Source organism: Mannheimia granulomatis (genome assembly GCF_013377255.1).
GTDB lineage: Bacteria > Pseudomonadota > Gammaproteobacteria > Enterobacterales > Pasteurellaceae > Mannheimia > Mannheimia granulomatis.
In genome coordinates this window covers 726,306-750,000 of sequence record NZ_CP016614.1, presented here as the reverse complement: position 1 = coordinate 750,000, position 23,695 = coordinate 726,306, and the positions used below count along the sequence as shown (strand labels likewise).

General features: G+C 39.8%; 21 protein-coding genes and 1 rRNA gene (1 of these 22 running past the window's edge). 9 read left to right on the top strand and 13 right to left on the bottom strand.

Features of this window, described 5'->3' with window-relative positions; translation table 11 throughout:
• A 16S ribosomal RNA gene (locus tag A6B41_RS03505) occupies positions 1–454 on the bottom strand (it extends 1,086 nt beyond the left edge of the window).
• Between the two features lie 352 nt (positions 455–806).
• A complete protein-coding gene (gene recD / locus A6B41_RS03500; protein WP_027075259.1) occupies positions 807–2,777 on the bottom strand; it encodes an exodeoxyribonuclease V subunit alpha in 1,971 nt (656 codons plus the stop codon).
• Positions 2,778–2,897: 120 nt separating this feature from the next.
• Between recD and alr the strand changes: the two genes are divergently transcribed.
• The 4 genes from alr (at position 2,898) to A6B41_RS03480 (ending at position 5,291) form a co-directional block, all read left to right on the top strand.
• Complete coding sequence (gene alr / locus A6B41_RS03495) at positions 2,898–4,022, top strand: alanine racemase (RefSeq protein WP_027075258.1); 1,125 nt, start codon at positions 2,898–2,900, stop codon at positions 4,020–4,022.
• 128 nt (positions 4,023–4,150) lie between these two features.
• Positions 4,151–4,426: a hypothetical protein gene (locus A6B41_RS03490; protein ID WP_027075257.1), complete on the top strand. Its 276-nt coding sequence runs from the start codon at positions 4,151–4,153 to the stop codon at positions 4,424–4,426.
• Positions 4,427–4,455: 29 nt separating this feature from the next.
• Entirely contained in the window at positions 4,456–4,884 is a 429-nt protein-coding gene (locus A6B41_RS03485; RefSeq protein ID WP_027075256.1) for a hypothetical protein, read from the top strand.
• Positions 4,885–4,901: 17 nt separating this feature from the next.
• On the top strand, positions 4,902–5,291 hold the full coding sequence (locus A6B41_RS03480; RefSeq protein ID WP_027075255.1) for a hypothetical protein: 390 nt from the start codon (positions 4,902–4,904) through the stop codon (positions 5,289–5,291).
• 74 nt (positions 5,292–5,365) lie between these two features.
• On the opposite strand, the gene sodA is transcribed toward A6B41_RS03480, so the two are convergent.
• Entirely contained in the window at positions 5,366–6,007 is a 642-nt protein-coding gene (gene sodA / locus A6B41_RS03475) for a superoxide dismutase [Mn] (RefSeq protein ID WP_027075254.1), read from the bottom strand.
• Positions 6,008–6,385: 378 nt separating this feature from the next.
• Between sodA and thrA the strand changes: the two genes are divergently transcribed.
• The 4 genes from thrA to rho all read left to right on the top strand — a co-directional run bounded on the left by thrA (position 6,386) and on the right by rho (position 12,391).
• Complete coding sequence (thrA, locus tag A6B41_RS03470) at positions 6,386–8,842, top strand: bifunctional aspartate kinase/homoserine dehydrogenase I (protein WP_027075253.1); 2,457 nt, start codon at positions 6,386–6,388, stop codon at positions 8,840–8,842.
• Complete coding sequence (gene thrB, locus A6B41_RS03465) at positions 8,842–9,789, top strand: homoserine kinase (RefSeq protein WP_027075252.1); 948 nt, start codon at positions 8,842–8,844, stop codon at positions 9,787–9,789. The genes thrA and thrB overlap by 1 nt, the downstream gene beginning before the upstream one ends.
• 210 nt (positions 9,790–9,999) lie before the next feature.
• A complete protein-coding gene (cysK, locus tag A6B41_RS03460; RefSeq protein ID WP_027075251.1) occupies positions 10,000–10,947 on the top strand; it encodes a cysteine synthase A in 948 nt (315 codons plus the stop codon).
• A 181-nt stretch (positions 10,948–11,128) separates the two neighbouring features.
• Entirely contained in the window at positions 11,129–12,391 is a 1,263-nt protein-coding gene (gene rho / locus A6B41_RS03455) for a transcription termination factor Rho (protein ID WP_027075250.1), read from the top strand.
• A gap of 44 nt (positions 12,392–12,435) precedes the next feature.
• Here the strand turns inward: rho and A6B41_RS03450 are convergent, their stop codons facing one another.
• The 6 genes from A6B41_RS03450 to A6B41_RS03425 all read right to left on the bottom strand — a co-directional run bounded on the left by A6B41_RS03450 (position 12,436) and on the right by A6B41_RS03425 (position 19,191).
• Positions 12,436–13,620 (bottom strand): aspartate aminotransferase family protein, encoded by a 1,185-nt coding sequence (locus A6B41_RS03450; RefSeq protein WP_027075249.1) that lies wholly within the window; start codon positions 13,618–13,620, stop codon positions 12,436–12,438.
• A gap of 3 nt (positions 13,621–13,623) precedes the next feature.
• A complete protein-coding gene (gene argB, locus A6B41_RS03445; RefSeq protein ID WP_027075248.1) occupies positions 13,624–14,481 on the bottom strand; it encodes an acetylglutamate kinase in 858 nt (285 codons plus the stop codon).
• A gap of 657 nt (positions 14,482–15,138) precedes the next feature.
• Positions 15,139–16,080, bottom strand: a complete 942-nt coding sequence (argC, locus tag A6B41_RS03440) for an N-acetyl-gamma-glutamyl-phosphate reductase (protein WP_027075247.1) — start codon at positions 16,078–16,080, stop codon at positions 15,139–15,141.
• Positions 16,081–16,262: 182 nt separating this feature from the next.
• Entirely contained in the window at positions 16,263–16,982 is a 720-nt protein-coding gene (gene deoD / locus A6B41_RS03435; protein WP_027075246.1) for a purine-nucleoside phosphorylase, read from the bottom strand.
• Between the two features lie 25 nt (positions 16,983–17,007).
• Positions 17,008–17,784 (bottom strand): deoxyribose-phosphate aldolase, encoded by a 777-nt coding sequence (gene deoC, locus A6B41_RS03430; protein WP_027075245.1) that lies wholly within the window; start codon positions 17,782–17,784, stop codon positions 17,008–17,010.
• 144 nt (positions 17,785–17,928) lie between these two features.
• Positions 17,929–19,191, bottom strand: coding sequence for a NupC/NupG family nucleoside CNT transporter (locus tag A6B41_RS03425; RefSeq protein ID WP_027075244.1), 1,263 nt, complete (start codon positions 19,189–19,191; stop codon positions 17,929–17,931).
• A gap of 287 nt (positions 19,192–19,478) precedes the next feature.
• Between A6B41_RS03425 and msrA the strand changes: the two genes are divergently transcribed.
• Positions 19,479–19,985 carry a peptide-methionine (S)-S-oxide reductase MsrA gene (msrA, locus tag A6B41_RS03420; RefSeq protein ID WP_027075243.1) on the top strand — a complete coding sequence of 169 codons (507 nt, stop codon included), beginning with the start codon at positions 19,479–19,481 and terminating at the stop codon, positions 19,983–19,985.
• A 52-nt stretch (positions 19,986–20,037) separates the two neighbouring features.
• Here msrA and A6B41_RS03415 read toward each other — a convergent pair whose 3' ends face one another.
• Genes A6B41_RS03415 through A6B41_RS03400 form a run of 4 tightly spaced genes read right to left on the bottom strand, consistent with a single transcriptional unit; the run spans position 20,038 to position 23,695 of the window.
• On the bottom strand, positions 20,038–20,838 hold the full coding sequence (locus A6B41_RS03415) for a glycosyltransferase family 2 protein (RefSeq protein WP_027075242.1): 801 nt from the start codon (positions 20,836–20,838) through the stop codon (positions 20,038–20,040).
• A complete protein-coding gene (locus tag A6B41_RS03410) occupies positions 20,838–21,722 on the bottom strand; it encodes a glycosyltransferase family 2 protein (RefSeq protein WP_027075241.1) in 885 nt (294 codons plus the stop codon). The genes A6B41_RS03415 and A6B41_RS03410 overlap by 1 nt, the downstream gene beginning before the upstream one ends.
• Positions 21,715–22,902, bottom strand: a complete 1,188-nt coding sequence (locus A6B41_RS03405) for a hypothetical protein (protein WP_027075240.1) — start codon at positions 22,900–22,902, stop codon at positions 21,715–21,717. The genes A6B41_RS03410 and A6B41_RS03405 overlap by 8 nt, the downstream gene beginning before the upstream one ends.
• Positions 22,903–22,912: 10 nt before the next feature.
• On the bottom strand, positions 22,913–23,695 hold the full coding sequence (locus A6B41_RS03400; RefSeq protein ID WP_027075239.1) for a glycosyltransferase family 25 protein: 783 nt from the start codon (positions 23,693–23,695) through the stop codon (positions 22,913–22,915).

Sequence of the window (23,695 nt, the reverse complement as noted above, 5' to 3'; positions counted from 1 at the left end):
CCTTCCTCGCTACCGAAAGAACTTTACAACCCGAAGGCCTTCTTCATTCACGCGGCATGGCTGCATCAGGGTTCCCCCCATTGTGCAATATTCCCCACTGCTGCCTCCCGTAGGAGTCTGGACCGTGTCTCAGTTCCAGTGTGGCTGGTCATCCTCTCAGACCAGCTAGAGATCGTGGGCTTGGTGAGCCTTTACCTCACCAACTACCTAATCCCACTTGGGCTCATCTTATGGCAGGTGGCCAATAGGTCCCACCCTTTAGTCCACAGACATTACGCGGTATTAGCTACCGTTTCCAGTAGTTATCCCCCTCCATAAGCCAGATTCCCAAGCATTACTCACCCGTCCGCCACTCGTCAGCATTAGTACAAGTACTAATCTGTTACCGTTCGACTTGCATGTGTTAAGCCTGCCGCCAGCGTTCAATCTGAGCCATGATCAAACTCTTCAATTCAAAAAGTTTAATCGCTCAATATGTACTGACATAAAAATCACACTTTAATAAGTCAACTTATAAGTAAACTTAAAAAAGTTTAAATGAATTTCTAGTTAAGCACCTATTAAGACTTCAAAATTAAAAAATATTTCTAAAATCAAGTCAATCAACAAGTGCCCACACAGATTGTCTGATAAATTTTTAAAGAACAAAATAAAACGACGCACTGCAATCTAAACAAACCGTTCACAACAGCGCGTCGTTGTGTGGTGCGTATTATAGGGAAAAATAAAATGAACGCAAGCAAAAATTGTAAAAAAATTGAAAAATATTACCGCTTGTATAGTTTTAATACAACTCGGTTATTCTGTTAGCAAAATTTGGCAATTAATTGTTCTTTTAGCCCACTTTGTCTTTCTGTTTTAGAAGCAACGCTATATTTCCAGACTTTTTCACTTCCAAATAAAGTGAATCTATCTTTTGCACGCGTAATAGCGGTATAAATCAGCTCTTTGGTTAGGACAGGGGAAATCGCAAGCGGTAAAACTAAAAGCGTATGTTCAAATTCCGAACCTTGTGATTTATGCACAGTCATAATATAGGCAGCTTCGTGATTTGGAACTTGGCTAAGTGATAAGTTGTGGTACTGCTCGCTTTCGCCCTGTTTCGAATCAAAATATACTCTACTTTCACCATTTTCATCAGGCAGAATAATGCCAATATCGCCACTTGCCACTTTATTACTTAACATATTTTCTGTAATTAATATCGGCTTACCAATATAACGCTCTCGGCTATGGTTAAATTGAACTAAACCTGCATGACGTAAGCCTTCCGCAATAAAGTGATTCAATCGTTCTACGCCCAATTCCCCAACACGTAATGCTGACAAAAACCTCACTTGTTGGAATTTTTCAAAAATCTCTGCAATACTAACAGATTGAGGCTCTAATGCTCTCTGTTTTACAGCCAGTAGATAGTCCCGATAAAATTTCACTGCGTTATCTACCACTAACTGAACACTTTTTTGCGTCCAATTTGCTTTATCTTCCATCTCTTTTGTTTCAGGATAAAGCACCGTTTCTAGCTTATCGCTATTTTTGTATTTTTCTAAAATATCCCACGACAATTGAATCTTTTGCTCATTTACCGCATTGGCTAATTCGCCAATCCACGCTTTTTCCCCGAAACGATAGCTATGTTTCAAATGAGAGAGTGAATCACAGATCGGCAAAGGCTCTCCTGCCTTAAGCTGGTAATGAGTAACCTCGTTGAGATAATCACAATGTTGCTGACTGTAGCCATATTGCAGAAATGCGCCTAATTCACTCATAATCGCCCCCGCTTCCACAGAGGCCAACTGATCTTTATCTCCCAGCATAATCAAGCGAGCCGAAGGTTTTAGAGCTTGTACTATCTTTTCCATCATAGATAAATCAAGCATTGAAGATTCATCCAATACCAATAAATCATAATGCAGTGGATTTTGGGCGTGATATTTGGTCTCTTCGGTCAGCGGTCTTGCCCCGAGTAGCCGGTGAATCGTTACTGCTTCACTTGGAATAGCTTCTTTTAAACCTTGCGGCAAATTCTTTTCTTCCGCTAATTTAGCCTCAATCGACTCTTTCATTCGGGAGGCAGCTTTGCCCGTTGGTGCAGCTAATGCAATTTGTAATAACGGAGCATTTTGTGCCAGCTGTTTAAGTTGAAGAGCAAGCAATAATTTTACTACAGTAGTCGTTTTTCCTGTGCCCGGCCCACCAGAAATAAGGCTAAAATTCTGCTTCAATGCTGTTGCAACCGCTACTTTTTGCCAATCAATTTCGTCTTGAGTTTGTTTGTCTTTGAATAACTGTTGGATAATCTGCTCATCTAACTGAGTATTTGCAATTTTGGGGGAAAATTCGACCGCTTGTTGTAAATAAGTTGCAATATTATGCTCCGCCTGCCAGTAGCGGTAGAAATAGAGCAAACCATTTTGAAACAGCATGGGTGCAATTTTTCGTGGTGAATCACTAAAAGCGATATGATTTTTCAGCACTGATTGCCATTCAAGCGGTGGAATTTGTTCGATTTTTTGCAAAATACTTTGTAGAAAAGGCTGAGTTGAAACTTTATTTTTCAGCTCAAAAAAATTCGAGATATTGGCAGAACCTAAACGCAATGCCGTATGTCCTTGAGCCACCTGATAGGAAACCAAAGCCGCTAGCAACACCGCTAAATTTTTTTGAAGCGGTGAATAGGCGTAATTTTGCTGCTTGCTATCAATCAAGCGGGCAAATTGGTAGTTTAAATCGGAAATAATCTTTTCTTTTTTCAGTTCAAGTAATAAATTCAGCATAAGCAAACCGTCTCTTATTAGATATGCTAATACTAATCTTTTTTGCATTATTTTCTAAGGTATTTTTCATTTTCCGCGTATAATTTAGTTCACTTGTAATTTAATTGTAGTCAAATAAGTATGAAACCAGCAACAGCAACCATTGATAGCCAAGCCCTCCGCCATAATATCCAACTTATTAAATCATTCTCTCCTAAGCAAAAATTATTAGCAATGATTAAAGCCAATGCCTACGGGCAAGGTTTGTTACCTGCGGCTGCAACACTCACGGATTTAGTGGATGGTTTTGGCGTTGCTCGCCTACGTGAAGCCTTGGAAATTCAAGAAACAGGCTACACCGGCAAAATCGTGTTGGTGGAAGGTTTTTTTGATCGAGAAGAGCTGCTTAAAACTCTTTCTCGCAAATTTGATACGGTAATTCACACTATCGAACAACTTGAACTGCTTGAAGAAGCTGCTCTAGAATGGGAAGAGGAACAGAAAAAAGGCTTTTGGAAACGTAAAGCAAAAATCTATTTTCCGATTAATATTTGGCTTAAAATTGACACCGGCATGCACCGTTTGGGTATTCACCCTGAACAAGTGGATATGTTTGTGGAACGCTTAAAAAAATGTGCATTAGTTAATTCAATCAGTTTTGTCAGCCACTTCAGCCGCGCAGACGAATTAGATTGCGGCTATACCGAGAAGCAAATTGCCGTGTTTGAACAAACCACCGAAAAATATAAGGATCACGACCGCAGCATTTCTGCCTCAAGTGGCATTCTTTATTGGAAGCAAGCTCATTATGATTGGGTTCGCCCCGGCATCATTATGCACGGTATTTCACCCCACTACAGCCCGATTACCGATTTAGGCTTTAAGCCTGTAATGACCCTTTCTTCATCATTAATCGCAGTTCGCACTCATAAAGCGGGTGAACCTGTTGGCTACGGCGGAGCTTGGGTGAGCCAGAAAGAGACTAAATTAGGCGTAATTGCCATGGGCTATGGCGATGGCTACCCTCGTAACGCCCCTGAAGGCACCCCAGTTTTAGTCAATGGCAGAATCGTCCCCATTGTCGGGCGTGTTTCAATGGATATGCTCACCGTCGATTTAGGGGCTGACAGCCAAGATAAAGTGGGCGATAAAGTGATTTTTTGGGGAGAAAAATTACTGATTGAAGATGTCGCAAAACACATCGGCGTGATTAGCTATGAGCTGATTACCAAGCTAACTCCGAGGGTGATTTTTGAATATAAATAACTACCTACTCCTACCACAACAACCTCTCAATTAAGTTTTTTTCAGTGACAAGACAGGGGAAGTGTAAACTTCCCCTGCTCCTTATTGACATAAGGAGGCGAAAAACAACTGTATAGAGGGAGTTCAATTTGAAAAAATACGATGTATTAATCGGTGGTATTATTATCTTTTCTAAAGAAATCGATTATCACAAAATTTCTTCCATTATCTCCTACCTAGGATATAACGAAGTAGACCACCAATCACATAAAAATCTTCAATTTAATAAACAACTTCAATTAACTGAATTTGAATTTCAGGAAATATCTGATAAAGAAAAGGAAAAATTGAGAAGTTTATTAGATAAAAGTCAAATCAGCTATACAGATATTATTCTGAGTGCTACTGCTGAAAATATTCCCTAATCTATTACTCACACACAAAGGACATTATTATGAAATCTAAATTACTACTCTCACTCTTCTCTGCCTTTACTTTATCTGGTTGTCTATTTTCTCAATATATGGTCACCGATGAAGAAGCCTACAAATGGGGAAAAGAAGAAGGCATTACAATGGCTTGCTTACAATATAGTAAAATTCCAGAAGTAAGAAATATTCCTATGTTTTCGAAAGCATCTGATATTGGTATTGTATATGAATTAAGACAGCTTGCTTACAATACTGTAGGAGAAAGTGTCTTCGGTCAACGATTCCATCATATTAAAAATGATTACCTGTTTCATAAATCAGGAGAAAATAGACAGAGTATAATGGACAAGGCTCGGAGTGAAAACTCTCGAGTGTCTGCAGAACTTTGCTCATCTTATTTGAGACATTATGAAAATGCCTTTTATCAATTAAAAGGTAAATACGGTTACTAATTTATCAAGAGGTTAATATGAAACTTAATTCCCTCTTATTAGGCGTTGGTTTGCTATTATCCGCTTGTAGTAGCAATACACCATATCACTATACTGCACCAACTCCAGCTCAATCTCAGGTTGAAATCGAGAATGTAAGAAAACAGCTGGAGAAAGAGAGTGCAGACCGTGAAGCATATTATGCTAGCCCCCAAGGGCAAACAGCCTTAGCTAGACAGCAAATGATTGCCCAACAACGAGCAATTCAACAACAAATTGCTGCACAACATAGGCAAATGTATGAAGCCCAGCAATGGAATCAGCTAAATCAACAACTCCAGAATATAAATCAATCTATACAAATGAATAGACCTCGGCATACGAATTGTTATAGGGCTTATAACAATATTACTTGTCATAGTTACTAAAATAAACAAGCGGTCATATTTTGCAATTTTTTTACAAAATATGACCGCTTGAATATCACTAAGTGAAAAGGAACTTATTTACCGCAGCCACAGCCCGGGATTTGTTTTTCAAAACGGCTTGCCGCTTCGTCCCAGTTAACAACATTCCAGAATGCTTTAATAAAATCCGGACGGCGGTTTTGGTAATTTAAGTAGTAAGCGTGTTCCCAAACATCTAAACCTAAAATTGGGTAGCCTGAAACGCCAGCTACTTCTTTACCCATTAATGGGTTATCTTGGTTTGCTGTTGAAACTACCGCTAATTTACCGTCTTCAATCACTAACCACGCCCAACCTGAACCGAAACGGGTGGTTGCTGCTTTTTCAAATTCTGCTTGGAAGTTCTCAACTGAACCAAAATCACGCACGATGGCATCTTTTAATGCACCTTGCAAAGTAGTACCGGTTTTTAAACCCTTCCAAAATAAAGTATGATTTACATGACCACCCACATTGTTACGTACCGCAGTGCGTTTTTCCGCAGGCACTTGATTTAAATCGGTAATTAATTTACCCGGACACTGCTCTAATAATTCCGGATGAGCTTCTAACGCTGCATTTGCGTTATTGATATAAGCTTGGTGATGTTTAGAATGGTGGATTTCCATTGTTTTTGCATCAAAGTGTGGCTCTAACGCATCATAAGCGTAGCCTAATTCAGGTAGTGTGTATGCCATTTTTTTGTCCTCATTATATAAAGGTTAATCACTCCTCGCTAAGTTTAGCAGCTTTTTGATCTAAAACAAGAAATCTGTGATTTAATCTTCAGATTAATCACAATTAATGCAATAGGCAAAAATAAGAAGATGATAAAAAACGCAATTTCCAATAAAAAAAGATTGACAAACGAAAAGCTTTGCCACATTCTCTCAGCTAATTCATATTTAATTGAGAAACAACAAAATGTTTAACGTAGCAACTATTATTATGACCACAATTACCATTATGCAATCACATAATGCGGGTTAGTGTTGCTGAAAAACAGAGTTTAGAAAACCCGCTACAAGCGGGTTTTTTTATATAAAAATTTGCAAATATAAATATCAGGAGAAACTATGCGAGTTCTTAAATTTGGAGGCACATCACTTGCCAACCCCGAATGCTTTATGCAAGCGGCAGACATTATCGAAAAGGCACATTTAAAAGATCAGGCAGCCGGTGTCTTATCTGCCCCTGCTAAAATTACCAACCATCTTGTTGCTATTGTCGATAAAGCGATTGCCGGCGAATCATTTGAATCTAACCTTTCTGAAGCAACCTCTATTTTCCATAATATTATCAATGGCTTATATGAAGCAAATAATAACTTTGCACGTGACGAATTATTAGCCTTGGTCGATGCCGAATTGAAACAAATTCGGCAAGTTGCGGCAGATGCTGCAAAAAGTAAATCCTTGTCTGATGATGTAGCAGCCACTATTCACTGTCGAGGAGAAAAACTCTCAATTGCTATGATGCAAGCTTGGTTTGAGGCAAAAGGCTATGATGTAACACGTATCAATCCTGTAGAGAAATTATTGGCTCATGGTAGCTATTTAGAATCTTCTGTTGATATTGCAGAGTCAACCAAACGTGTTGATGCGCTCTCTATTCCAAAGAAAAATGTAGTATTAATGGCGGGCTTCACTGCCGGTAATGAAAAAGGCGAATTAGTATTATTAGGCCGCAATGGTTCTGACTACTCTGCTGCTTGTTTAGCCGCGTGCTTAAAAGCAGATATCTGTGAAATTTGGACAGATGTAGATGGTGTGTATACCTGTGATCCTCGTTTAGTGCCGGATGCTGTTTGTTTAGAATCAATGAGCTACCAAGAAGCGATGGAACTTTCTTACTTTGGGGCGAAAGTGATTCACCCTCGCACTATCGGGCCATTAGTGCCATTAAATATTCCGTGCTTAATTAAAAACACCGGTAATCCGGAGGGAAAAGGTACATTAATTGACAGTAATGTCGCAGCCGATAATTTAAAAGTAAAAGGGATTACAAACCTGGATAACGTAGCGATGTTTAACGTTTCAGGCTCCGGAATGCAAGGTATGGTGGGAATGGCTGCTCGCGTCTTCTCAACTATGTCAAAAGCCGGTATTTCGGTCATTTTAATTACTCAATCTTCCTCAGAATACAGTATCAGTTTCTGTGTACCGGCCAAATCAGCAGAAAAAGCCTTAAGTGCCTTAAATACAGAATTTGCTCAGGAATTATCGGAAAACTTGCTCGATCCGATTGATATTATTAAAGATTTATCCATTGTTTCGGTAGTCGGAGACGGTATGCGTACTGCTAAAGGTATTGCCGCACGATTCTTCTCTGCTCTCGCCCAAGCTAATATCAGCATTGTGGCAATTGCACAAGGTTCATCTGAACGTTCTATTTCTGCCGTTGTACCTCTTAATAAAGCCATTGAGGCGGTAAAAGCAACGCATAAATCCTTGTTCAACAGCAAACGTGTAGTCGATATGTTTTTAGTTGGCGTAGGTGGCGTTGGCAGCGAATTAATTGAACAAGTCAAGCAACAAAAGGAATTTTTGGCAAAAAAGGACATTGAGATCCGCGTTTGTGCGTTAGCTAACTCGGATAAAATGTTGTTGAACGAAAACGGCTTAAATTTAGACAACTGGAAAGAAGATTTAGAAAAAGCAATTCAGCCGTCTGATTTTGATGTGTTACTTTCATTCATCAAGTTCCATCACGTAGTAAACCCTGTGTTTGTAGATTGTACTTCAGCTCAATCTGTCGCCAATCTTTACGCTCGAGCATTAAAAGAAGGTTTTCACGTAGTAACCCCAAACAAAAAGGCAAACACCTCAGGCTATGAATATTACTTAGAAATGCGTGAAAATGCTCGCCAAAGTCAACACAAATTCTTATACGAAACGAATGTGGGTGCAGGCTTACCGGTTATTGAGAACTTACAAAACCTTTTGGCAGCCGGTGATGAAGTCGAAAAATTTGAAGGAATTCTCTCAGGCTCATTATCGTTCATTTTCGGCAAATTAGAAGAAGGTTTAACCCTTTCTGAAGCAACATTGATAGCAAAAGAAAAAGGCTTTACCGAGCCTGATCCTCGCGATGACTTATCCGGTGCCGATGTGGCGCGTAAACTCTTAATTCTTGCTCGTGAAACCGGCTTACCGCTTGAATTTGAAGATATTGAAATTGAGGGCGTATTACCAAAAGGCTTCTCTGAGGGCATGAGCCGCGATGAATTCTTACAAGTTTTACCTTCATTGGATGAAGAATTTAGCAAACGTGTTGAAGCCGCAAAAGCAGAGGGCAAAGTATTACGTTATGTAGGCTCAATTACCGGTGATAAATGTCGTGTAGCAATTGAAGCCGTTGATGAAAATCACCCACTTTACAAAGTGAAAGATGGTGAAAATGCCCTTGCATTCTTAACTCGCTATTACAACCCAATTCCACTCCTCTTGCGTGGTTACGGTGCCGGCAACAGTGTCACCGCAGCGGGTATTTTTGCCGATATTCTTCGCACCTTACACGGAGGAGCAAACTAATGGTTTTACGTATTTATGCCCCTGCTTCAAGCGCTAATATTAGTGTCGGCTTTGACTCTTTAGGGGCGGCAATTTCCCCTATTGACGGATCATTATTAGGCGATGTAGTCCAAATTGAAGATTGCGATCAAGTCTTTGAATTAGAAAGTGCCGGCTATTTCGTACGAAAACTACCAAAAGAGCCGCAAAAAAATATTGTCTATCAAGCCTATGTACTTTTTAGCGAACGCTTAAAATTACGTGGCGGTGATGTAAAAAATTTACGTTTGACGCTTGAGAAAAATATGCCGATTGGCTCAGGCCTTGGATCTAGTGCTTGCTCAATTGTAGCAGCCTTAGTAGCACTAAATAAATTCCATGATGAACCATTCTCAAAAATGGAACTATTGGAAATGATGGGGGAATTAGAAGGACGAATTTCAGGTTCTATCCACTATGATAACGTCGCCCCTTGCTATTTAGGCGGATTACAGTTAATGACTCAATCACTCGGCAACATCTGCCAGCCATTGCCATTCTTTGATGAATGGTACTGGGTACTTACCTACCCGGGAGTGGAAGTTTCAACCGCTGAAGCAAGAGCTATTTTACCCAAAAGCTACACCCGTCAAGATATGATTCAGCAAGCCCGCTACTTAGGTTCATTTGTTCACGCTTGCCATACCCACCAAGATGTGTTGGCTGCAACAATGATGAAAGACCTAATTGCCGAGCCGTATCGAGAGGATTTACTACCGAACTTCCCAACTGTCCGCCAAGGCTGTAAAGATTTAGGTGCTTTAGCTGTTGGTATTTCCGGCTCCGGCCCAACAATGTTTGCAATTGCTCCCGATTTGGAACATGCTCAACGTTTAGTAAGCTACTTAGAAAAAGAGTATCTACAAAACAATGAAGGTTTCATCCATATTTGCAAAGTAGATAATCAAGGAGCAAGGGAGCTGAAATAGCCCTTAACTTTAGACTCAAGCGGTCATATTTAGCAAATTTTTTGCAAAATATGACCGCTTAGTTTTCATTCCCCTCTTTAAAGCACACTAATTATTGCCTAAACATATTTCATTTAGTTATATTAAATGCCTTATTGCTACTAGAAAATAGCTAAGAAATAAGTATGATAAGCTTAAAATTTTAAAACCTAATCTAAAAGGAACATCATTATGACTATTTATGCAGACAATTCATATTCTATTGGTAATACTCCTCTTGTTCGTTTAAAGAATTTCGGTAACGGCAACATTGTTGTAAAAGTAGAAGGACGTAATCCAAGCTTTAGCGTAAAATGCCGTATTGGTGCGAATATGGTATGGCAAGCAGAAAAAGATGGAATCTTAACCAAAGGAAAAGAAATTGTAGATGCAACCAGTGGTAACACGGGTATTGCTCTTGCTTATGTTGCAGCAGCTCGTGGCTATAAACTTACCTTAACCATGCCTGAAACAATGAGTACGGAACGTAAACGTTTATTACGTGGTTTAGGCGTGAATCTCGTTTTAACCGAAGGGGCAAAAGGAATGAAAGGGGCAATTGAAAAAGCGGCTGAAATCGCAGCATCAAACCCTGATCATTACGTCACACTAAAACAATTTGAAAATCCGGCTAACCCGGCTATTCACCAGCAAACTACCGGTCCTGAAATTTGGGATGCAACCGAAGGTAAAATCGATGTATTGGTCGCAGGTGTGGGTACAGGTGGTACTATTACCGGTATTTCTCGTGCAATCAAGCAAGATAAAGGTAAACAAATTATTTCTGTTGCCGTAGAACCGGCAGAATCTCCGGTAATTACTCAAACCTTAAACGGTGAAGAAATCAAACCGGCACCACATAAAATTCAAGGTATCGGTGCAGGCTTTATTCCGAAAAATCTTGATTTATCTTTAGTTGATCGTGTTGAGCAAGTTTCAAGTGAAGAAGCAATCGCAACCGCTCGCCGTTTAATGGCCGAAGAAGGTATTTTAAGCGGTATTTCATCCGGTGCAGCAGTCGCAGCAGCAGCTCGCCTGGCGAAATTACCTGAATTTGCAGATAAATTAATTGTTGTAGTGTTACCATCTGCATCTGAGCGTTATTTAAGTACGCTTCTTTTTGAAGGGATTGAAGCTTAATAAAAAATGAGAACGCCAGCATTTACTGGCGTTTTTATTCTTACAAGCGGTCATTTTGTATAAAACATTTGCAATTTTTTTATTGTTGCGGTATTCTTCGCCACATCATTTTACGGTTAACTATATCTGGCTAACTATCAAAAATCCAACCTTTTATTATCAATAAATATATATTCCAATTATGCATCTTACTCAATTAAAAAACACACCTGTTTCAGAACTTGTTGAAATGGGCGAAAATCAAATGGGCTTAGAAAATTTAGCCCGCTTACGTAAACAAGACATTGTTTTTGCCATTCTTAAACAACATGCGAAAAGTGGTGAAGATATTTTCGGCCAAGGTGTGCTAGAAATATTACCGGATGGTTTTGGTTTCTTGCGCTCTGCAGATAGTTCATATTTAGCCGGTCCTGATGATATTTATGTTTCTCCAAGTCAAATACGCCGTTTTAACTTACAAACCGGTGATAAAATTGAAGGTAAAATTCGCCCACCTAAAGAAGGTGAACGTTATTTTGCATTGTTAAAAGTAGATTCAGTTAACGACGATAAACCTGAAGTCTCTCGTAGCAAAATTCTATTTGAAAACTTAACTCCTTTACACGCTAATTCACGTTTAAAAATGGAGCGAGGAAATGGCTCGAAAGAAGACTTAACTGCTCGTATTTTAGATTTAGCCGCGCCTATCGGTAAAGGTCAACGAGCTTTAATCGTCGCCCCACCTAAAGCAGGTAAAACCGTACTTCTACAAAATATTGCTCAAAGCATTACCTCCAACCACCCAGAATGTGAATTAATTGTGTTATTAATTGATGAACGTCCGGAAGAGGTAACCGAAATGCAACGTACCGTGCGTGGTGAAGTGATTGCATCAACCTTTGATGAACCTGCTACCCGACATGTTCAAGTGGCTGAAATGGTAATAGAAAAAGCCAAACGCTCTGTAGAACATAAAAAAGATGTAGTGATTTTATTAGACTCTATCACTCGTCTTGCTCGTGCCTACAATACCGTGACGCCTGTTTCAGGTAAAATTCTTTCCGGTGGTGTGGACGCCAATGCACTACATCGTCCTAAACGTTTCTTCGGTGCAGCCCGTAATGTAGAAGAAGGTGGTAGTTTAACTATTATCGCAACCGCTCTTGTCGATACAGGCTCGAAAATGGATGAAGTTATCTTTGAAGAATTCAAAGGTACAGGTAATATGGAATTACACTTATCTCGTAAGATTGCTGAGCGTCGAATCTTCCCTGCGATTGACTTTAATCGTTCCGGCACACGTAAAGATGATCTATTAATGGCAGCCGATGAACTGCAAAAAACGTGGATGTTGCGTAAAGTACTTAATCCTATGGATGAAGTGGATGCTATCGAATGGTTAATTGATAAATTAATGATGGCAAAAACGAATGAGGAGTTTTTTGAGATTATGAAACGCTCATAAAATCCATGAAAAAATCCCGCTTAAAGCGGGATTTTTTATCCAAATTAATAGGTTTCCAATACTTCTTTCAGCACCTTCATTCCTTGCTCAATTTGAGCATCGCTAATAGTTAGCGGAGGCAATAAACGCAATTTGCTTTTTGCAGTCAGAAATAACACGCCTTTTTCAATACATTTTGCCACCACATCAGAAGCCAAAACACCTTCTTCAAATTCTACGCCAAGCATTAAGCCTAAACCTGAAACGGATTTTACTTTAGGTAATCCTGCCAAAGCCTCTCGTACTTTTCGCCCTTTGCGTTGCACTTCTGTCAAGAAATCAGCATTAATTCTATCCATCACCACATTCGCACCGGCACAGGTTACAGGGTTTCCACCAAAGGTTGAACCGTGGTCACTTTTGCCCAAAGTATTTTCGACTTTTTCGCCTAATAGGAATGAGCCAATCGGTAAACCACCGCCTAAGCCCTTTGCAAGCGTGACCACATCGGGCTTTAAGCCAAATTGCTCATATGAGAAAAGTGTACCTGTTCGCCCAATGCCGGTTTGCACTTCATCAATAATAAAGACCAAATCTTTTTCTTGGCAAAGTTCTTGTACCACCTGTAGATAATCGTTATCTAGTGAGCAAACACCGCCCTCACCTTGCACTACTTCTACCAAAATTCCGCATACATCGTCTGTTTTTAAGCGTGCTTTTAAAGCATCAATGTCATTTGCAGGCACATATTCAAACCCATCAGTAAATGGGTGGAAATGTTGATGAAATACATCTTGCCCTGTTGCTGCTAAAGTGGAAATAGTTCTACCATGGAAAGAGTTTACCAAGGTTAAGACCGTTGAACGCCCAGCTCCATATTTATCGTGGCTATATTTGCGGGCTGTTTTCACCGCTCCTTCATTGGCTTCTGCCCCTGAATTGCAAAAAAATGCTCGTTTTAGACCGCTTGCATTCACTAATTTTTCCGCCAAACAGCTCGATGGCTCGGTAAAAAAGAGATTTGAGGTATGTTGTAATTTACCGGCTTGCTCCGTAACCGCCTTCAGCCACTCTCCGTCCGCCCAACCTAAACTGTTTACGCCAATACCGCTGGTAAAATCCAGATATTGGTTACCTTCAAAATCCCATACATCGCAGCCTTTGCCGTGCGAAAGAGCAAGATCAAATCTGCCGTAAGTTTGAGCGATATAATCTTTATCTAATTGTTTGATGTTGTTGCTTGTTGCCATTTTTTATCCTTTTTTATAAAAACGCGTGCCGTTTTTGCCGCCAAAGAGTTCTACTAAAATCGCGTGGTCAATTCGCCCGTCAATAATATTCGCCTCAATGCCGCCCGCATTGATAAAATCGGTACAGCAGGCAATTTTAGGAATCATACCACCTGCGATAATGCCTTGTTCGATTAAGCCTTGTACCTCATTAATCTCCACTTCGGGAATTAAGGTACTTTCATCAAAACGATCTCGTAATAAGCCTGCAATATCAGTCATTGAAACTAATTTTGCCGCTTTCAACGCTATCGCAATTTCGCTGGCAGCAGTGTCAGCATTGATATTATAGGCTTGCCCGTTTTCGTCCACCCCAACCGTTGAAAGCACAGGAATTAAACCCGCATTAAGAGCCATTTCAATCACGTGAGGATTTACTTTCACGATATCGCCCACAAAGCCGTAATCGACTTCAGCCTCTAATTTTTTACATTGTAACATAGCGCCATCAATACCACATAAGCCGATTCCTTTACCTTTGAGTAACGCCACTAAACTTTTATTTACCTTGCCCGCTAACATTTGCAGTACAACGTTGATGGTATCACTATCAGTCACACGCAAACCGTTGATAAACTGAGGCTCTTTGCCGAGCAGTTTCACCCCTTGCGAAATTTCCGGCCCGCCACCGTGCACCAACACCACTTTCACGCCTAAGCGATTCAACACTAAAATATCCGCCATAACGGATTTTTTCAGTTCTTCGTTGATCATCGCATTACCACCGTATTTCACCACGATTATTTTATCCTGCCATTTCGCAAGACAAGCGGTTGATTTTTCTAATAAATTTGCGAATTGGTTGATTTCTTGAATATCCATTATATCTCCTGTTTTCTGTTACTTTTCTTTGCTTGTGCAAAGACAAACGTTTACGTTTGAATGTTGCCTTAGGCAACAGCCTACTAGGCGAGCAAAGCGAGTAAAAGTAACCAAAAGAAAGCACACCCTGCTTCGTTGCTGTTACTCGAAAGTTCGCAAAGCTCACTTTCTCGCCCCTTCGGGGTCGTTGGCAAAGCCAACGCTCAAACGCTAAAGCGTTTGTCCTCACTTGGTTGAAATTTTCTTAACGAAAAATAACCCTGATGTTCGCTTCGCTCTCGCTCGGGTTATTTTCCTAAAAATTTCAAGTCGTTCGGGCAACTCAGAAGGGAACCCGATCCGACCATACAAGCGGTGATTTTTTTAAAATTTTTTGCAAAATAACGCTCTAACGAGCTCCCTTCTGAACCGCCTGAGCGACTTTGAATTTGTAGGAAAAATTTAGTGTTTGAGCCAACGAAGTTGGCGAGTTTTAAATTTTTCCGTCAAACAAATTCAAACAAAGCGAAGACAAACGCCAAAGGCGTTTGAGCGTCGGCTTTGCCGACGACCCCAAAGGGGCGAGCAAGTGAGCAATGCGAACTTGCGAGTAATAGCGGTGAAGTAGGGTCGCCTTTCTTTGGTTACTTTCTTTGGCGAAGCAAAGAAAGTGACAAGTTAAATTTCCAACCCCGACACTTCTTCCCTTCCCAACATAATATTCATACATTGCACCGCAGCTCCTGATGCACCTTTGCCTAAATTATCAAAACGAGCAGCGAGGAGAAGTTGGCTGTCATTGCCGTAAACAAAAATCTCGAGGTTGTCTTTGCCTGAAAAAGCATTGGCGGCAAGCATTCCGTCTTCAGGTAAATCTTGGAAAGGATGAACGCTAATCAACGGATTGCCGTTATAGTAATCAACCAACAGATTTGCAATTTCCTCGCCGGATTTGACCGCTTGTAAAGCACTTATCGGTAAAGGGACAGTAACTAGCATTCCACTATAGAAATCTGCTACTACAGGAGTGAAAATCGGTGGATTTTGCATGAGAGTCAAGGCTTGCATTTCCGGCAAATGCTTATGTTTTAAGGCGAGTCCATACACACGTGGAGAACCAAACGCTGCTAGGCGTTCGGGGTTTTGGTAATCGGCAATCATAGATTTACCGCCACCTGAATAGCCGGTGAGGGAATGGCAGCTTAACGGATAATCAACAGGTAGTACACCTTTTTCCACCAACGGACGAACTAACGCGATATAACCTGTTGCATGGCAGCCCGGCACTGCAACGCGGTTGGCATTTTTAATTTTTTCTCGTTGTCCGCTTAATTCGGCAAAACCATAAATCCAATCAGGGTTGACTCGGTGTGCGGTGGAAGTATCGCAAATACGAGCATTTTTCGGTGCATTTTCCACTAACTCTTTTGAGGCTTCATCCGGCAGACAGAGAAAGGTTAAATCTGCTTCGGCAACTTTTTCCAACCGTGCATTCAGATCTTTTCGTAGTTCGTCCGGCAAGGTTAACAGCTCAATATCTTCAGCTTCACTTAATCGCTCATGAATGCGTAGCCCTGTTGTGCCGACCGCTCCGTCCACAAAAATTTTGTATTTGCTCATTTCACACCCTTATTTTTATCTTGATGAAATTGGTTTTAGTCTAAGTCTATTCAAACGAAAATTCAAGTTTATTTATGAATATTTATTCATTAAAAATAAATTAATATTCAACACAAGGTATAAAAAAATCCCTAACGAGAAACTCGCTAGGGATTTGCAAAGTTTTTGAAAAAAGTAACCGCTTACATCTTATCGCCAATAAGCACAGACTCTAAAGCAATTTCAATCATATCATTAAAAGTTAATTGACGCTCTTCTGATGTGGTCTGCTCACCTGTGCGAATATGGTCTGATACAGTACAAATGGCTAATGCTTTAGCACCAAATTCAGCTGCAACGCCATAAATCCCCGCAGCTTCCATTTCAACACCTAAAATGCCGTATTTTTCCATCACATCGAACATCTCAACATCCGGTGAATAGAATAGATCAGCAGAGAATAAATTACCTACCAATACATTTAAGCCTTTTTGTTTAGCTGCTTGGTGAGCTGCAAGTGCCATATCGAAATCTGCGATCGCAGCAAAATCGTGATCACGGAAACGAATGCGGTTTACTTTAGAATCCGTACAAGCACCTGTTCCAATAATTACATCACGTACATGCACATCATTGCGGACTGCACCACAAGAACCGACACGAATGATTTTTTTCACACCATATTCTGTGATCAACTCTTTAGTATAGATAGAGCAAGATGGAATCCCCATACCATGGCCCATAACCGAAATACGGCGCCCCTTATAAGTGCCGGTATAACCTAGCATATTACGCACATTGGTTACTTCTTTTGCATCCTCTAAAAAGGTTTCTGCAATATATTTCGCACGAAGCGGGTCACCCGGCATAATTACAACGTCTGCGAAAGCACCTTCTGGTGCATTAATATGTGGAGTTGCCATATTTTTGTCCTCTTATAGATAAAAATTAATAACCTTGAACAGACTGTTGCTGCTCATTATTTAAAGTTGCCAATAAATTAGCAAGTAAACTTGAAGCACCAAAACGAAAATGTGAAGCGTTGATCCAATCTTTCCCTAAAATGGAACCCGCTAATTCTAAATATTGAGCGGCCTCTTCAGTCGTTTTTACACCACCTGCAGCTTTAAAGCCAACACGTTCTGCTACGCCTAAATCACGAATTGTTTCCAACATGATGCGAGCAGCTTCTAATGTAGCATTAACCGCCACCTTACCTGTTGAGGTTTTGATAAAATCAGCCCCCGCTTGAATTGAAATTTCGCTCGCTTTGCGAATCAGCTCTGTGGTTTGTAGCTCACCGGTTTCAATAATAACTTTGAGTAAAACGTTATTTTCTGCACAGACTGCTTTACATTGCTTAACTAATTCAAAACCAATGGTTTCCTCTCCGGCCATTAAAGCTTTATAAGGAAAAACAACATCAACCTCATCTGCACCGTAAGCGATAGCCGCTTTGGTTTCAGTTACGGCAATTTCAATATCATCGTTACCATGAGGGAAATTTGTTACCGTTGCAATTCTAACTTGCTCAATACCTTCTGCTTTTAATGCTTTACGTGCAATAGGCACAAAACGAGGATAAACGCAAACCGCTGCAGGCGTACCAAATAAAGTTTTAGCCTGTTGACAGAGTGAAACAACTTTTTCATCTGTATCATTGTCATTTAGGGTCGTTAGATCCATTAAAGACAAAGAAAGTTTTGCCGAATCTTTTAACATCATCGTCCTCTCCTTTTTCAAATTAACAATTTGTTTGCAAAATAATATAAAAATCTAACCGCTTGTAAATAGTAAAATTTTATGCAACCGTTTACGTACAGCCAAAAAGATTAAAACCACTATTTCTAGTGGTTTTAATCAGGTAATTTATAATACCGCTCCGCCTAAGCCGATAAACAACCCTGCGATTGTTGCGCTCATTAAGTTAGCTAATGAGCCGGCGATAACAGCTTTAATGCCTAAACGTGCAATGTCTGCACGACGGTTTGGAGCCATTGCACCAATACCGCCGATTAACACGGCAATTGAACTTACATTAGCAAAACCACAAAGTGCAAAAGTGATAATCGCCACTGTTTTTTCGCTCAATTGAACTGTAGATTCTGGAGCTAAGTATTTAGAAAATTCAACATAGCCCACAAATTCATTCACAGCTAATTTCAAGCCGATCATCTGACCTGCAATTTCAGATTCTTCCCATGGTACACCGATTACCCAAGCTAGTGGTTTGAACACCCAGCCAAAAATCTGACCTAGACTTAAGGTTTCATAACCAAACCAGCCACCAATACCACCTAAAATACCATTGATTAAAGCAATCAACGCAACAAAAGCAATTAACATTGCACCTACGTTAAATGCCAATTGCATACCTGATGATGCGCCAGATGCAACAGCATCTAAAACATTTGCCGGTTTTTCTAAATCCACACTTTCCAAATCATCACTGAATTTTTCTGTTTGTGGCACCATAATCTTAGCAAAAAGTAAACCTGCCGGAGCAGCCATAAAGGATGCTGCAATCAAATAGGTTAATGGTACGCCCATTCCTGCATAGCCTGCCATTACAGAACCGGCAATAGATGCTAAACCACCAGCCATAATGGCAAATAATTCAGACTCTGTCATTTTACTGATATAAGGTTTTACCACAAGCGGGGCTTCGGTTTGGCCTACAAAGATATTCGCGGCTGCAGACATGGATTCGGCTTTCGATGTACCTAATACTTTTTGTAAAGTACCACCTAAAATACGAATCACCCATTGCATTACACCGATATAGTAAAGAAGTGAAATTAATGCTGAGAAGAATACAATAACCGGAAGTACGCGGAAGGCGAAAATGAAACCGCCACCACCAAATACTTCAAACATTTTATCACTCACTAAGCCACTGAATAAAAATGAGATCCCCTCATTTCCATAAGAAATGACTTTCGAAACTCCATTTGCAATCGCATTTAATGCATCACGACCTGCAGGCACATAAAGCACTAATGCACCAATAGCAATTTGCAATGCTAATGCACCCAATACTGCTCGCATACTAATCGCACGTTTATTATTTGAAAATAAAAATGCGATCAACAGTAAAACAACTATGCCTAAAAGGCTGTTAAGCGTACCCATAAGACCTCTAAAATAAACATGTTAAAAAGGGAGTATTAATATACCTATTTTTACGTAAAAAATCTTGTAAAAATTACACAAATAAAACATAAATTGACAAAAAACAAATTATGGTATTTCATTTAGCATAATCTTTAACATCAGTAAACTTGCGAAATATCTTTTGCAAGCGGTCATTTTACACCTTATTTTTACCAATACAGCATGGGGTGAACAATCTATAACACAGATTGAAATAAATCCCGCAAAAATTTACACATTATAGGATGATTTATAGGAGAGCAAATATGCAAAACATTCGTGAAATTTATTTAGCCGGTGGCTGTTTCTGGGGCGCAGAGTCTTTTATGCAACGCATCAACGGAGTGATTAAAGCTCAGTCAGGCTATGCCAATGGCAATACTGATAACCCAAGCTACCAAGATGTCTGCTCCGGCAGTGGTCATGCTGAAGTAGTTAAAGTTACTTACAATGCCGATAAAATCAGCCTTGCCAAATTATTAAATTATTTCTTTCAAGTAATTGATCCGATTAGCATTAACCAGCAAGGTCATGATGTAGGTATCCAATACCGTACAGGTATTTATTATGTTGATCCACAAGATATTCCAGTGATCAACCAAGCGCTTGCCGAACTACAAACACATTTTGACAAGCCTCTTGCGGTTGAAAATGAAATGTTGGAACAATATTTTCCGGCAGAAGAATACCACCAAGAATATTTGGTGAAAAATCCGAATGGATACTGCCATATTGATATCCAGCTAATGAATGAAATCTTAAAAAATCAGTAACATAAAAAGCCACAGTTAAAAACTGTGGCTTTTCTTAACATTTTCTTCCAGCTTATTTTCTTAATAAGCCATATACCGCTTTTAATGCAGAAAGTGGTAATAATCTTGGAATTGCACGCATTAAGAACACCGAAAACCCTGAAATTGGGTCGTGGATTTTACATTTATTTTTCAATTTATATAAACGCCATTCTGCTTCTGCTTGTGCCATGCCACGTCGTCTGCCAACCATTCCGTTACCAACACGGGCATAAACCAATAAATCCGGCAAATTTGCCACTTGTTTAAATTGCGCAATCAGTTTAATCCATAGATAGTAATCTTCTTGCAAATCTTGATAGCCCCCAACCTCTAATACTTTAGATTTTTGGTAAGCTACCGTCATGTGGTTAAACGGACAACGCAAGCGGGTGAATTTCACAATTTCATCGGCAGAAGTCGGTACATTGCGATAAGCCACAATATCTTTAATATTTTGTCCAAATTCGGCAATTTGCCCGCCGAAAATCACAGTTTCAGGATACTTCTCAATAAACGCTACTTGTTTTTCAAACCGTTCAGGCACACAAATATCGTCCGTATCCATACGGAAAACCCATTCATTTGAGCAATAAGTTAAACCATCATTCAAGGTTTTACCCAAACCGCGATTTTGTGGGAATTTCACCGCTTTTATCGGCAAAATATCACTATATTCCTCCACAATCGCTTCAAGCTCTGAGGTAACGGCACCGTCAAAACAGAGGACGATTTCATCAGCAGGCAGAGTTTGAGCTTTCAGACTGTCAAAACACTCCCTCAAATATTGAGGTTGTTCTTTAATGTATAAGGACATTAAAACAGAAAATTTCATTAGATAAACCTTTTTAAATTAATCGCCAATTTCGGCGAAATCAAAATCGCAACCGCAATAATCAGCTGCTTGATATTTTTTGTCTGTTTAAACATTTCTATATAATATTTTGCCGCACTACGCGATAAATTCATCACGTGTGGATAGCTTAAAATATACAGTGAATTGAGCTTAAAATTCTCAGCTTGTTCTGGCGTTTTAATATAAGTTTGCTGAATATAGTCAATCGCCTTTTGTGTATTGCTAGTATCCGTTGAAACGCTGGAACGTTTGGTGTGGAAGGTGCAATAAGTGAGAGGCTCATCCACATAAAGCGGCTCAAAACTTGGCTCCTCCAACAACTTCAATAGGAAATCGTAATCTTCCAACGAACGCAAGCGGTCAGATAATCCGCCAACTTTGCAAAATAACGCTTTCTTTAAACCAATCATCGGCATACCACCAATTTTGTTGGCTTTGAGAATATTCTCTTTGGTCAGCTCGCTACGCTCTTTGAATGGCTTGGTAACATAGGTAAAACCTTCATTCACCATTTCACATTTTGCCGGGTGGTAAATAAAATTCGCCTGCGGGTTTTGGCGAATCGCCTCTTCCAATCGCTCACATTTTTCAGGCATAAAACGATCATCATCATCCAAAAACAATAACCACTCTCGACTAGCGTAATTTGCCCCCACATTACGGCTTTGAGCCGCCCCCACATTCGGGTTATTGCGGATCACTTTGACCTCAAACGGATAATCATCATTCACTTCAACCGCCGTTTGTGAATAATCATCAACAATAATCACTTCAAAATTATACACCGTTTGCTGTTTTAAACTCTCCAGCAACACCTTAATTTCAGCATTGCGGTTATAAGATGGCACAATAATACTAAACATTTCCTGCCTCATTTTTTTTGCAAAAAATCACTAAATTTCGACCGCTTGTACCAAACAACGATAAGAACATTAAAAACAACATCATCAACCCCGGAAAGGCGAAAGTATCTGCCTTAATGTTTAAAATGGCTAAAAGGCCTATCGTTGATAAGGTGAAAATCCAATTTCCTTCAAACCAATTCACTGCGACTTTTCGCACAAAATAAAAGGTAAAGGCAAAGCAAGCTAACATATAGCTCACGCCGCCATACAGCGTTTGGCGGATATAGCCCGAATCCGAACCGCCGTAATAGCCGCCTTTTTCGGTGTAGTACAAGCCATCGCCTGAAATAAATTGGCTAAGTGTCGGTAAAAACAGGTGGTTTTCCACTAAATTCTCGGTGGAAGAACTCATTTTTCCCGAACCGGATAACAGATTAATCACCGGCTCTAGGGCGTGTTCCACATAGCGATTTTCCGGAAAAACGATGGCTAGAAATAAAATCAAAGCAGTAAACGCCACTAACGGCAACACGTATCGCCATTTGAAATACAATGCGATGCTGATAACCGACAGCAATAAAAAAGTTCTGCCTGAAATTAAGCCGATACACAAAATTAAAAACAGAAACCAGCCATTAATGGAATCCGTTTTTTTATTATAAGCCAATAAAAAATGCAGTAACATTAAGTAGAAAATGCTTAATTGGAAAAAGGCTGACGAAGTAATGTTGTATAGACGATATTCCTGCTCTGAGCCGAAAAAGCGTGGCATCATCGCATTAGTGGACAGTAAAAAATCCACCATAAAGGGGACACCCAATAATGCCATCACCCCGAAAATCCATTGAATTCCAATGCCGATTTTTAAATCTCGAACCAACAGGGATTTGCCATCTTCTACCCGATAAAACAGATTATAAACCGCAATGCCGAAGATAAATAAAATCAACATTTTGACATACATTGCTAATACACCGAGTTCTTTGGTGCCGTTAATTAAAAGCGGAATCACGCTAAAACCGATCAAGGCAATAATCGCAATCAGGCTATCTTTAGGGATCATAATACCGTTTGGCTTTCCACGCATAATTTGCCAAACCAAATAGCCACAGGCGAATATGCCTACTACAAATGCCATTCGCAAAAAATGGAAAAACCACGGATCGTATAAATAAAATAAATTCACTAATGCTGACATGGCAGACCTGCTATTTTAATTGGGATAAATTGCGTTGTATCGCCAAGACCTTTTTTAGAGGATATTTGAGTGATTTCTTCCATAAATTATTATTAAGTGAACCACGCAAATCTTCCAAATTACTGATTAGAACCGGATTTTCGATTACCATCAATGGGCGAATAATTAAAGTATCCACCTTAAATTTACTACCAAATAAAATAAAGTCGTCTGCCAACCAATAAGGACGCTCCGCTCTGGCTTGGTTTAAGAACTGACAAGCGGTCGATTTTTTAATTAAATATGCAACTGTGCCGGCAAAATAATTACGATACGGATAGGCATATTTATATGGCGTATTCGGAACTGTTTTTTGCAAAAAGCCAAAGGTAGAAGGGTAATTGATTTCCAGTTCGCTATCATCAAAGCTTGGGATTTTAGATTGCCCTACCAATACAATATCGGCATTTAGATTTTGAGCAAGAAGTAAATTCAGGTTTTGTTGGAAATCTGCAGCAAATAAAGCATCATCCTCGCATACAAGGCAATAATCATTATTCTGAATGGAATCATCTTCTGCAATCAACTGGTAAACACTTAAATGGCTTAGTGTACAACCAATCTCGCCTTTAGTGGTTTTTCGCCCATAATGTTGTTCAAATTTTTCTAAATTAAAACGTTCATTTAGCTGAAGCCACTCTGCACTCATCGTATTAATGGCGTTGAAAATTTGAAAATCTGCTGTATCCGGCTGAGAAAAAAACAGTTCTCGGCGTTTTACATCTTTCTCTAATGAAATTAAATATTTCTTCAT

Coding starts and splice junctions, on each gene's coding strand:
- sodA (WP_027075254.1), bottom strand. CDS start 6,007: ATGGCATACACACTACCTGAATTAGGCTACGCTTATGATGCGTTAGAG.
- deoD (WP_027075246.1), bottom strand. CDS start 16,982: ATGGCAACTCCACATATTAATGCACCAGAAGGTGCTTTCGCAGACGTT.
- cysK (WP_027075251.1), top strand. CDS start 10,000: ATGACTATTTATGCAGACAATTCATATTCTATTGGTAATACTCCTCTT.
- A6B41_RS03485 (WP_027075256.1), top strand. CDS start 4,456: ATGAAATCTAAATTACTACTCTCACTCTTCTCTGCCTTTACTTTATCT.
- A6B41_RS03415 (WP_027075242.1), bottom strand. CDS start 20,838: ATGAAATTTTCTGTTTTAATGTCCTTATACATTAAAGAACAACCTCAA.
- msrA (WP_027075243.1), top strand. CDS start 19,479: ATGCAAAACATTCGTGAAATTTATTTAGCCGGTGGCTGTTTCTGGGGC.
- thrB (WP_027075252.1), top strand. CDS start 8,842: ATGGTTTTACGTATTTATGCCCCTGCTTCAAGCGCTAATATTAGTGTC.
- recD (WP_027075259.1), bottom strand. CDS start 2,777: ATGCTGAATTTATTACTTGAACTGAAAAAAGAAAAGATTATTTCCGAT.
- A6B41_RS03400 (WP_027075239.1), bottom strand. CDS start 23,695: ATGAAGAAATATTTAATTTCATTAGAGAAAGATGTAAAACGCCGAGAA.
- A6B41_RS03405 (WP_027075240.1), bottom strand. CDS start 22,902: ATGTCAGCATTAGTGAATTTATTTTATTTATACGATCCGTGGTTTTTC.
- A6B41_RS03480 (WP_027075255.1), top strand. CDS start 4,902: ATGAAACTTAATTCCCTCTTATTAGGCGTTGGTTTGCTATTATCCGCT.
- A6B41_RS03450 (WP_027075249.1), bottom strand. CDS start 13,620: ATGGCAACAAGCAACAACATCAAACAATTAGATAAAGATTATATCGCT.
- A6B41_RS03410 (WP_027075241.1), bottom strand. CDS start 21,722: ATGTTTAGTATTATTGTGCCATCTTATAACCGCAATGCTGAAATTAAG.
- deoC (WP_027075245.1), bottom strand. CDS start 17,784: ATGATGTTAAAAGATTCGGCAAAACTTTCTTTGTCTTTAATGGATCTA.
- thrA (WP_027075253.1), top strand. CDS start 6,386: ATGCGAGTTCTTAAATTTGGAGGCACATCACTTGCCAACCCCGAATGC.
- argC (WP_027075247.1), bottom strand. CDS start 16,080: ATGAGCAAATACAAAATTTTTGTGGACGGAGCGGTCGGCACAACAGGG.
- rho (WP_027075250.1), top strand. CDS start 11,129: ATGCATCTTACTCAATTAAAAAACACACCTGTTTCAGAACTTGTTGAA.
- alr (WP_027075258.1), top strand. CDS start 2,898: ATGAAACCAGCAACAGCAACCATTGATAGCCAAGCCCTCCGCCATAAT.
- argB (WP_027075248.1), bottom strand. CDS start 14,481: ATGGATATTCAAGAAATCAACCAATTCGCAAATTTATTAGAAAAATCA.
- A6B41_RS03425 (WP_027075244.1), bottom strand. CDS start 19,191: ATGGGTACGCTTAACAGCCTTTTAGGCATAGTTGTTTTACTGTTGATC.